This is a genomic window from Hydrogenivirga sp. (genome assembly GCF_056450045.1).
In genome coordinates this window covers 1-8,769 of record NZ_JBWONM010000169.1, presented here as the reverse complement: position 1 = coordinate 8,769, position 8,769 = coordinate 1, and the positions used below count along the sequence as shown (strand labels likewise).

Sequence of the window (8,769 nt, the reverse complement as noted above, 5' to 3'; positions counted from 1 at the left end):
CTCCTCTTTCCCACCCTCCTCATAAGGGCGTTCACCCTTGCCACGAGCTCCCTCACCGAGAAGGGCTTGGTTATGTAGTCGTCCGCACCGAGCTCAAATCCCCTCAGCCTATCCTCCTCCCCCACCTTGGCGGTGAGGAATATGAGGGGAAGGTCTGCAAGGTCAGGCCTGTTCTTGAGGAAGCGGGCTATTCTGAAACCGTCAAAGTCAGGGAGCATGATGTCAAGTATAACGAGGTCCGGCTTCTCCCTATCAAGGGCGGAGTAAAAATCGGTAGCCCTCTGAAAGCTCCTGACCTCATAACCCTCCCTACTGAGGCTCTGGGCTACCACAAAGGCGATATCCTCATCGTCCTCAACGAGAAAGACCTTTGGCATACCTATAAATGTATTCTTGCCCATGTTAAGTTTAGGTTAACAGAGCCTTAACACCTCGCTAACGAAAGCTTAACGAAATATAGAGACCATATACACAGAGAATGAAAGAAGCATCCCAGATCCTCAAACCCACAAACCTCTTCGCTGGCTCTGTGAAAGCCATCATGTGGTTCATCCTATCCTTAGAGCTGATAAAGATACTTCTCTACACGCTTGAAGATTTCCCAAGGTTGCTCTTTTCCGAGAGCCATAGCTACAGTCTGATAGTTAAGGTTCTAAACCTCCTCGTGCTTTATGAGATACTGATCACCCTCACAAGTGCCTTTGAACTGAGAAGGATAAAGCTAACCTATGTGGTTGATACAGCGGTAATATTCTTTATAAGGGAGCTCGTAGTTCTGACCTTCAGCAGAAAGGAGATAGACCTGCAACCTACATTGGCTTACGTAGGGATAATCTTAAGCCTCGGTGTTTTAAGGGTAATTGCCGTCAGGTTCTCTCCACCCCAGTAAGACCCTCAACCGGTATCCTGCCCTCGTAGATGGCCTTGCCGACGACGACGCCTTCAACAACCCCCATCAGCCTCCTTACATCCTCAACAGAGGACACACCGCCCGAAGCCAAGAGGGGCTTTCTTATGTGCCTCTTTATCTCAAGGTAGGGAGTGGGATCAACACCCGAGAGGCTCCCGTCCCTCTCTATTATCGTGTATAGGTATCCCCATATAGGCTTACTATCGTAAAGCTCCGCCATCTCCTCAGGCCTCAGGGAGCTCTCCTCCTTCCAGCCCCCTATGGCTACCTTCCCTCCTTTTGAGTCTATTGAGAGGATAACCCTGCCCGGGAAGTCCTTCAGCAGTTTGGTAAATCCCTCGGGGTCCTTCACAGCCATCGTTCCCACAACAACGAAGTCCATACCCTCTTCAAAGAGCATCTTGGCAGTATCGTAACTCCTGATACCTCCCCCGACCTCAATCTCACCCCCAAAGACCTCCCTTACAGCCCTTATGTGGTCCATATTTTTCAGGACACCCTCACGGGCGCCGTCAAGGTCAACGACGTGTATCCTCTTAAAGCCCGCTCTATCGTATATACGGGCGAGCTCAACGGGAGAATAGGGGTACTCCTTGGACCTCTCAAACTCCCCTCTGAAAAGGCGGACGACCTTACCTCCCTTTATATCTACAGCAGGTATAACGAACTCTCTTATATCCATCTATAATATTCTACGCCATGATTAGGCTCCTTTCCCTCCTCCTGTTGCTCTTGGGACTGGCTATGGCTCAGGAGAGCCTCAGCAGGTACTACCTCGTTGAGAGGGTCTTCCTCATGCCCTTCGTGTTCAAGTATTCAGAGGAGCTCGGTCTTGACGAGGAGCAGATGAAGAAGATAGAGGAGTTCGTTAAGAGCAACGAGGGGGAGGTGGAGAGAAACAGGAAGATACTTGAGTACCTGAGCAGGAAGGCAAAGCTGATGATACTTGAGGGAAGAAAGGAAAAGGAGATAAGGGAAGTCCTGGCGGATATAGCCTCGGTTAAGCTTGAGATGTCAATCCTGAACGCAAGGAGCGTGAGGTTCCTAAAGGAAACCCTTACACCTCAGCAGTTTGAAAAGCTCAAGAACATAGTCCTCATAAGGCTCTTTGAAGCTCAGCAGTGAGGGTAAAGCTCTCTTACCTTACAAACAGGGGAAGGGTGAGAGACAGGAATGAGGACTCCCTCCTTATACTGGAGGAAGTTGTAAGCGGTACATCAATGGATGCTCCCCAGACAAGGGAGATTGAACTTGAGAGGGGCATCTTCGCTGTTGCGGACGGGATGGGTGGTCTTCCCTGCGGAGAGAAGGCAAGCGCCCTCGTTCTGGAGTGTCTCAGAGGGAGGTTTGCTCCCTCCTGTGAAGAGGTTGATCTCCTTCTTAGGGAGTGTAAGGCGGAGCTTGACTCCTTCGTAAGAAGTACGGGAAGGTGTGCGGGGATGGGAACGGCTATAGCTGGTATCTTCCTGCATCGGGTTGGGTGCGTTGTATTTAACGTGGGAGACTGTAGGGTCTACAGGCTCAGGAAAGGAGTTCAGAGGCTCACGAGGGACCACACTGAGGCTTACGAGCTTTACGAGAGGGGCTACATAGATGAGGAGGAGCTAAGAAGCCATCCCTACAGAAATATACTCACCTCAGCCCTTCTGGGCGTTCCTGGGGAAGGCTTTGAGCTCCACTGCCTACAGACCGATGTCCTCGCGGGGGACACCTACTTGGTGTGCTCGGATGGGCTATGGGAGGTCTTTTCCCAAGGGGAGCTCGGTCTCATCATGGGCATGGACATTGAGGAAGCTGGGAAGCTTCTATTCAGAAAGTCCTACCTTGAGGGGAGGGACAATGTGAGCTTCATAATCCTCAGAGTTCTCTCTGCAGGATGAAGTCAACCATCCTGAGTATCTCGTCTCTGTAAGTACTCTCAGGAAAACTCGTAAGGAGCTCCTTTGCCACGGAGAGCTCTCTGAGAGCCCTCTCCCTCGTTCTCTGGGCTCCCCCAAGCCTTACGACCTTCTCTCTTAGCCTCTCAACCCTCTCAGGGGGAGGGCTTACTTCCCTCAGGAGCTCCTCAACCTCTCTCTTGTCAAGGTTTTCAAGGACAGAGAGGAGAGGATAGGTTGTCTTCCCTTCCCTAAGGTCGTTCCCCACGGGCTTGCCTGTTTTGTTGGAATCTCCAACGTAATCAAGGAGGTCGTCCACGAGCTGGAAGGCTCTCCCTATCCTGAGACCTATCTCGTAGAGCTTTTCGCTATCTTCACATCCTCCCGCCAGACCCCCCACCGCAACGCAGGCACCGAAGAGCACACCCGTCTTCCCGTCTATTATCCTGAAGTACTCCTCCTCGTCTATCAGCTCTCCAACCCTGCTGAGTTCAAGGACCTGAGCCTCAGCCATATCCATGACAGCCTTACTGACTATCTTTATCATCTCAATGTTTCCGTACGTTGAAAAGAGGTGAAGGGCTTTTGCATACATGTAGTCACCCGTAAGTATCACCACATCGTTTCCGAAGACAAGGTTCGCCGAATCCCTGCCCCTCCTCTTCTTTGCTCCGTCAACCACATCGTCGTGGAGTAGGGAGGCAGCGTGTATGTACTCAAGACCGACACCGAGGGGTAGAGCCTTCTCGGGGTCTCCCCCGCACATACCGCAGGAGAGCATGGTTATGAGAGGTCTAAGCCTCTTTCCTCCTCCCTCTATAAGGTAGCGCCCCGCTTCAAGGACAAGGCGCACCTTGGGGTTTAACTCCTCAAGAAGCCTCTTCTCAACTATGTCCAAGAGCAGCATCTCTTCCAACGTGCCCGGCGGGACTTGAACCCGCGACCCCGGGGTCCGGAGCCCCGTGCTCTATCCATCTGAGCTACGGGCACTGATTATTTTATGATAACCTCGTACTCCGCCTTCTTTAAAGATTTAAGCTCCTGGGGTAGCCTTTCAAGGTCCTCCATCAGCCTTTCCCTTATCTCCTCCAGTGAAGGGAGTGCTTCTGTTAGCCTTCCTTCCCTAACCACCTCCCTTACGAGCCTCTCCCCATCCGCCTCCTCCCAGTAGGGAACGACCTCGTCGTGGTCCAAGATGCCGTCTCTGTAAAACCTGAAGACCTGCCTCTTGAAGGGGAAGGTCCTCTTCCCTGGGCTCGTCTTGAACTTGGGCTTTCCCTCGTACTCCACCAGCTTGTAAGCCATATCAAGATAGGGAGCATCCGCAGAGGTTATGAACTTCGTACCCACGCCGAAGGCGTCTATCGGACAACCCTGAGAAAGCCACTCATCTATCTTGTACTCATCAACACCCCCGCTGACTATTATCCTCACGTCCTTCAGCCCAGCCTCATCAAGTATCCTCCTCACCTCCCTTGATAGGCTCTTTATATCTCCGCTGTCAAGCCTGACCCCGACCGCCCTTATCCCCCTCTTTGCAAGCTCCACGGTCTTCTTGGCTGCCTCAATCGTATCGTAGGTGTCAAGGAGGAAGACGGCGTTCTGGGGAAAGCTCTTGGCAAAGGCGGCGAAAGCCTCTTCTTCCCTGTCAAAGACCATTATGTAGGAGTGGGCAACCGTTCCGAAGACAGGTATGCCGAACCTTCTGCCAGCCTCAAGGTTTGAGGTACCGGCAAAGCCGGTTATGTAGGAAGCCCTCGCTGCGTAGATACCAGCCTCAAGTCCGTGAGCCCTCCTGAAGCCAAAGTCTACGAGACTCTTCCCCCTTGAGACGAGGTAGCTCCTGACAGCCTTCGCAGCTATTACGGTCTGGAGGTGGATGACGTTTATGACCAGGGTCTCAAGTATCTGGACATCGGGCAGGGGACCCTCAACCTGGACTATCGGTTCGTTCTGGAAGACAACCCTGCCCTCGGGGATGGCGTAGATGTTTCCCCTGAACTCATACTCCCTCAGGTAATCAAGGAAGCTGTCGGAGAACTTTCCGAGACCCTTCAGGTAGCGGAGCTCCTCATCACCAAACCTGAAGCTCTCTATCCTTTCAAGGAGGGTCTCAAGACCGCAGGAGACAAGAAAGTTCCTGTTTTCGGGGAGCTTTCTCACGAAGAGGCTGAAGACGGCGTTCCCCGTCTTTCCGTGCTCAAGGTAGCTCTGAGCCATGGTGAGCTCGTAGAGGTCTGTGCAGAGTCCGAGCTTTTCCATGGGAGTTATTTTAACCTCTTGTAAATTAAGGGGTTTAAACTTATCCTTATAATCTGAAAAGGAGGTTGAAAATGGAAAGGAAAGAGGAAATCAAGGAAGAGCTCGTTGAAGTGAAAGAGGAACTGAAGAAGGAAGAGGAGGAGGTTAAGCAGCTCAAGGACAGGATAAAGGAGCTGGAGGAGAAGGTCAAGAAGCTTGAGAACGTGGCGAAGAGCTCAAACATAAGGTCCGCCGAGCTCCAGAGAGAGCTTGACTACATGAAGGAGCGCTACAGGAGGGACCTTGAGGAGCAGAGGAAGTACGGTTACGAGAAGCTCGCCTTGGACATCCTCCAGATACTTGACAACTTTGAGAGGGCTCTTGAGGCTGCCACGATAACGAGGGATTTTGACTCCCTGCTCAAGGGTGTGGAGCTTATATACTCCGAGCTCAAGAAGATACTTGAGAAGTACGATATACGTGAGATAGATATTGAGGGAAAGGAGTTTGACCCCTACCTTGCGGAGGCTGTGGAGACTATGCCCACCGGTGAATATCCGCCTAACACGGTGGTGAAGGTTCTCCAGAAGGGCTACAGATTGCACGACAAGGTTATAAGACCTGCAAGGGTTGTGGTGTCGGTCTCTGAGGAGGAGATAACCTGATGGAGCTTAGATTCAAGGACTTTCACAGAAAGATGGCTCCCTTCAAGGACGAGAGCATGGAGGAGCTCCTTGAGGAGCAGGTGAATCAGTGGATAAGGCTTAACAGGGTCAAGGTGGTAAACGTTGAGACCCTCTGGCAGAGGAACTCCCACGTGTCCGCCGGTGTAAGGGTGTGGTATGTGGTCGGTGAAGAGGAATGAAGAGGGCGGGCATTTTCATAGACGGGAACAACCTCTACTTTATCCAGAAGAACTTCCTGAACGCGAGGATAGACATAGTCAAGTTCGTTGAGTACTTCAAGAAGTTCTACAGCATCTACAATGTCTTCTTCTACCTCTCCTACAGGGAGGAGGACGACAGGCAGGAGAAGTTTTACAAGATGCTAGCCTTCAGCGGGGTAACCGTCGTAAGGAAGCCTCTAAAGCACCTTCCCGATGGGAGCTTCAAGGGAAACCTTGACGTTGACATCACCATTGATATGCTCCTTACCAAGGACAACTACGATGTCGCCATCCTCTGTTCCGGAGACAGCGACTTTGAGAAGCTCATAAACGTTCTCAGGTCCTTTGGGAAGGAGGTGATATGCGTCTCAACTCGGGACAGCTCCTCAATTGAGGTGGTGAACGCTGCCGACAGGTACATAGACCTGAAGGAGATTCTGGACGAGATAAAGCTGGAGGAAGCCCTCCGATGAAGAGACCCAACATACTCCCTTTTGAGAGGCTCCTTACCTTTGAAGAGTCAAACACGCTCAAGAGGTGTATCAAAGCCACGGAGGTTTTTGAGCGCTGGGGCTACGACTATCTCAAGCTTCCCGCCTTTGAACGCTATGAGGTTCAGGAGAGAGCCCTCGGTGAAAGGGCTAAGGAGGCTATAGTACTGAAAGACGTTGAGGGTGGTGAGCTGATAAGCCTCAGGGCTGACTTCACCGCTCAGGTCGTGAGGAGTGTGAGCTTCTTCAAGGTGTGGCACTTTCCCCTGAGGGTTTACTACTTTGGTACCCTCTTCAGGACGGGAAGGAGGACCTGTGAGAGCTTCCATGCAGGTATTGAGCTCCTGGGCGTGGGCGACGTGGAGGGGGACGCCGAGGTCATAGCTTCCCTCAGCGACTACCTCAGGGAAATAGGTCTCAAGGACACGGTCGTCAGCATAGGGCACGTGAACATAGTGGGGAAGATACTCTCTAAGGTTGAGGAGGAGAGAAGGTATCAGGTAAGGGAAGCCTTCAGGGAAAAGAACCTCACACTCTTGAGAAAGACCTTCGGTGAGGGCTACAAATCCAGGCTGCCCCTTATGCAGGGAAAGGAAGAGGCTCTATCCCTCCTGAGCGAGCTTGACCTTGAGGAGGAGAGGAGAGAGCTGGAAAAGCTGGGCGAGCTCCTCACCCAGGCTGGGGTTGAGTTTATATACGACCTCTCAGAGGTTAGAGAGTTCCCATACTACACCGGCATAGTCTTTGAGTTCTTCCATCCATCACTCGGTTCGCCCGTTGCCGGCGGTGGAAGGTACAACGCTCTGCCCGAGCTCTACGGTGCCTCCTTCCCCGCTACCGGTGGGACGGTTTACCTTGATACCCTACTGCCTTTGCTGGAGCACGGGAGAGAGGAGAAGGATTTCTTCGTAATTGATATGTCCGAAGATAGGAGGTTTGGCTTTAGGCTAGCCTCAACCCTGAGGGCTAAGGGCTACAAGGTTGGCAGGGACATAGTGAAGAGGTCCTTGGGGCACTCCCTTGACCACGCCTTCTCTCAAGGATACGGGAAGGCGGTCGTAGTCAGGGATGAAAAGGATGTGAGGGTCTACACAACGGTCAAAGACTACACCCTCCACACCCTAAAGGAGTTCCTGGAGCTTTTCTAAGTAGTCAAGCCTCTCCCAGGGGAACCTCTCCCTTCCGAACTGACCGTAGCAGGCTGTATCCCTGTATATGGGCTTCCTAAGGTCAAGGAACTCTATTATATCGCTCGCCCTGAGGGGGAAGACCCTCAGGACCGCCTCCTCTATCCTCTCCTTTGGCGCCTTCTCCGTACCGAAGGTCTCTATATCAAAGGCTACGGGCTCCGTAAGACCGAAGGCGTACCCTATCTGAACGACGCACTTCTCAGCCAGTCCTGCGGCAACCACGTGCTTAGCTATCATCCTCGCCATGTAAGAGCCCGAGCGGTCCGTCTTTGTTGGGTCTTTCCCCGAGAAGGCACTGCCTCCAGAGAACCCTATATCACCGTAGGCATCCGATACTATCTTCCTTCCCGTCAAGCCGGTGTCCGCCACAGGACCTCCTATAACGAACCTCCCCGTGGGATTAACCCTCACCACGGTGTCCTCCGAAAGGAGTTCTTGGGGAACCTCCTTCCTTATCACCTCCTCAACGACCATCTCCCTGAGGTTCTGGAGTGATACATCGGGGTCGTGGTGGACGTAGGCAACTATGTCCTTGACGTACTTAGGCTTCCCATCGTCGTAAACCATCGTGACGAGTACCTTCCCATCGGGTCTGAGGAAGGGAAAGCTACCCGTCTTCCTCAGGTCAGCCAACCTCCTCGTTATCCTGTGGGCTAAGGTTATAGCCCAAGGCATAAGGTTGGGAGCTTCCTCAACAGCGTAGCCGACAACTATCGCCGTGTCCCCGGCTCCTTCACCGGAGACTCCAAGGGCTATCTCGGGACTCTGTTCGTCTATGGATGTTATGACAGCGCAGGTGTCAGCGTCAAAGCCCAGCTCCGGCTTGGTGTAGCCGATGTCCTTTACCACTCCCCTCACCACCTTCGGTATATCAACAAAGCTCTCGGTTGAGAGCTCTCCTCCGACCATGACGAGCCCGGTGGTGACGAGTATCTCAAGGGATACCTTGCTGTAAGGGTCCTTCTTTATGAACTCATCAAGAAGAGCGTCCGCTATCTGATCCGCCACCTTATCGGGGTGTCCCTCGGTGACGGACTCTGCCATCCTGAGAGAGTACATACCCCTATTTTATCAGGGTTCGGTAGGTTCGTCGGGAACGGTATGGTCTATCTTCTGGTCCGGGCAGAGCCTCCTCGGTTCCCAGTCTGGGTGAACATCAGGGTCAAAGGGCTCT

General features: G+C 52.6%; 12 protein-coding genes and 1 tRNA gene. 7 read left to right on the top strand and 6 right to left on the bottom strand.

The annotated features are described in order from the left end of the window. On the bottom strand, positions 1-377 hold a 377-nt coding region (locus AC1HCM_RS06930; RefSeq protein ID WP_479461037.1), incomplete at its 3' end, for a response regulator transcription factor. A 101-nt stretch (positions 378-478) separates the two neighbouring features. On the opposite strand from AC1HCM_RS06930, the gene AC1HCM_RS06925 reads away from it, so the two are divergent. After that, a complete protein-coding gene (locus tag AC1HCM_RS06925; RefSeq protein ID WP_479461036.1) occupies positions 479-889 on the top strand; it encodes a phosphate-starvation-inducible PsiE family protein in 411 nt (136 codons plus the stop codon). Here the strand turns inward: AC1HCM_RS06925 and hisA are convergent. Continuing rightward, positions 867-1,592 (bottom strand): 1-(5-phosphoribosyl)-5-[(5-phosphoribosylamino)methylideneamino]imidazole-4-carboxamide isomerase, encoded by a 726-nt coding sequence (hisA, locus tag AC1HCM_RS06920; RefSeq protein ID WP_479461035.1) that lies wholly within the window; start codon positions 1,590-1,592, stop codon positions 867-869. The two genes, AC1HCM_RS06925 and hisA, sit on opposite strands and share 23 nt — an antisense overlap. 17 nt (positions 1,593-1,609) lie before the next feature. Between hisA and AC1HCM_RS06915 the strand changes: the two genes are divergently transcribed. Both AC1HCM_RS06915 and AC1HCM_RS06910 read left to right on the top strand, forming a co-directional pair. Continuing rightward, the gene (locus tag AC1HCM_RS06915; protein WP_479461034.1) at positions 1,610-2,035 is read left to right on the top strand and encodes a hypothetical protein; all 426 of its coding nucleotides are present in this window, start codon (positions 1,610-1,612) and stop codon (positions 2,033-2,035) included. Beyond that, positions 2,032-2,790, top strand: coding sequence for a PP2C family protein-serine/threonine phosphatase (locus AC1HCM_RS06910; protein WP_479461033.1), 759 nt, complete (start codon positions 2,032-2,034; stop codon positions 2,788-2,790). The genes AC1HCM_RS06915 and AC1HCM_RS06910 overlap by 4 nt, the downstream gene beginning before the upstream one ends. On the opposite strand, the gene AC1HCM_RS06905 is transcribed toward AC1HCM_RS06910, so the two are convergent. The 3 genes from AC1HCM_RS06905 to AC1HCM_RS06895 all read right to left on the bottom strand — a co-directional run bounded on the left by AC1HCM_RS06905 (position 2,768) and on the right by AC1HCM_RS06895 (position 5,049). Beyond that, complete coding sequence (locus tag AC1HCM_RS06905) at positions 2,768-3,694, bottom strand: polyprenyl synthetase family protein (RefSeq protein ID WP_479461032.1); 927 nt, start codon at positions 3,692-3,694, stop codon at positions 2,768-2,770. The two genes, AC1HCM_RS06910 and AC1HCM_RS06905, sit on opposite strands and share 23 nt — an antisense overlap. Before the next feature lie 9 nt (positions 3,695-3,703). Further along, positions 3,704-3,777 (bottom strand) — tRNA-Arg (locus AC1HCM_RS06900). Positions 3,778-3,780: 3 nt separating this feature from the next. Then, the gene (locus AC1HCM_RS06895; protein ID WP_479461031.1) at positions 3,781-5,049 is read right to left on the bottom strand and encodes a nicotinate phosphoribosyltransferase; all 1,269 of its coding nucleotides are present in this window, start codon (positions 5,047-5,049) and stop codon (positions 3,781-3,783) included. A 71-nt stretch (positions 5,050-5,120) separates the two neighbouring features. On the opposite strand from AC1HCM_RS06895, the gene AC1HCM_RS06890 reads away from it, so the two are divergent. Genes AC1HCM_RS06890 through AC1HCM_RS06875 form a run of 4 tightly spaced genes read left to right on the top strand, consistent with a single transcriptional unit; the run spans position 5,121 to position 7,553 of the window. Beyond that, complete coding sequence (locus AC1HCM_RS06890) at positions 5,121-5,693, top strand: nucleotide exchange factor GrpE (protein ID WP_479461030.1); 573 nt, start codon at positions 5,121-5,123, stop codon at positions 5,691-5,693. Further along, entirely contained in the window at positions 5,693-5,893 is a 201-nt protein-coding gene (locus AC1HCM_RS06885) for a hypothetical protein (protein ID WP_479461029.1), read from the top strand. The genes AC1HCM_RS06890 and AC1HCM_RS06885 overlap by 1 nt, the downstream gene beginning before the upstream one ends. Then, positions 5,890-6,387, top strand: a complete 498-nt coding sequence (locus tag AC1HCM_RS06880; protein ID WP_479461028.1) for a LabA-like NYN domain-containing protein — start codon at positions 5,890-5,892, stop codon at positions 6,385-6,387. The genes AC1HCM_RS06885 and AC1HCM_RS06880 overlap by 4 nt, the downstream gene beginning before the upstream one ends. Beyond that, positions 6,384-7,553 carry an ATP phosphoribosyltransferase regulatory subunit gene (locus AC1HCM_RS06875; RefSeq protein WP_479461027.1) on the top strand — a complete coding sequence of 390 codons (1,170 nt, stop codon included), beginning with the start codon at positions 6,384-6,386 and terminating at the stop codon, positions 7,551-7,553. Before AC1HCM_RS06880 ends, AC1HCM_RS06875 begins: the two co-directional genes overlap by 4 nt. On the opposite strand, the gene metK is transcribed toward AC1HCM_RS06875, so the two are convergent. Further along, a complete protein-coding gene (gene metK, locus AC1HCM_RS06870; RefSeq protein WP_479461026.1) occupies positions 7,527-8,654 on the bottom strand; it encodes a methionine adenosyltransferase in 1,128 nt (375 codons plus the stop codon). The genes AC1HCM_RS06875 and metK overlap by 27 nt on opposite strands. Between the last annotated feature and the right edge of the window lie 115 nt (positions 8,655-8,769).

Excerpts from the sequence above, each read along its gene's own strand:
- AC1HCM_RS06925 (WP_479461036.1), top strand. The coding sequence starts at position 479 with ATGAAAGAAGCATCCCAGATCCTCAAACCCACAAACCTCTTCGCTGGC.
- hisA (WP_479461035.1), bottom strand. The coding sequence starts at position 1,592 with ATGGATATAAGAGAGTTCGTTATACCTGCTGTAGATATAAAGGGAGGT.
- AC1HCM_RS06915 (WP_479461034.1), top strand. The coding sequence starts at position 1,610 with ATGATTAGGCTCCTTTCCCTCCTCCTGTTGCTCTTGGGACTGGCTATG.
- AC1HCM_RS06905 (WP_479461032.1), bottom strand. The coding sequence starts at position 3,694 with ATGCTGCTCTTGGACATAGTTGAGAAGAGGCTTCTTGAGGAGTTAAAC.
- AC1HCM_RS06895 (WP_479461031.1), bottom strand. The coding sequence starts at position 5,049 with ATGGAAAAGCTCGGACTCTGCACAGACCTCTACGAGCTCACCATGGCT.
- AC1HCM_RS06890 (WP_479461030.1), top strand. The coding sequence starts at position 5,121 with ATGGAAAGGAAAGAGGAAATCAAGGAAGAGCTCGTTGAAGTGAAAGAG.
- AC1HCM_RS06885 (WP_479461029.1), top strand. The coding sequence starts at position 5,693 with ATGGAGCTTAGATTCAAGGACTTTCACAGAAAGATGGCTCCCTTCAAG.
- AC1HCM_RS06880 (WP_479461028.1), top strand. The coding sequence starts at position 5,890 with ATGAAGAGGGCGGGCATTTTCATAGACGGGAACAACCTCTACTTTATC.
- AC1HCM_RS06875 (WP_479461027.1), top strand. The coding sequence starts at position 6,384 with ATGAAGAGACCCAACATACTCCCTTTTGAGAGGCTCCTTACCTTTGAA.
- metK (WP_479461026.1), bottom strand. The coding sequence starts at position 8,654 with ATGTACTCTCTCAGGATGGCAGAGTCCGTCACCGAGGGACACCCCGAT.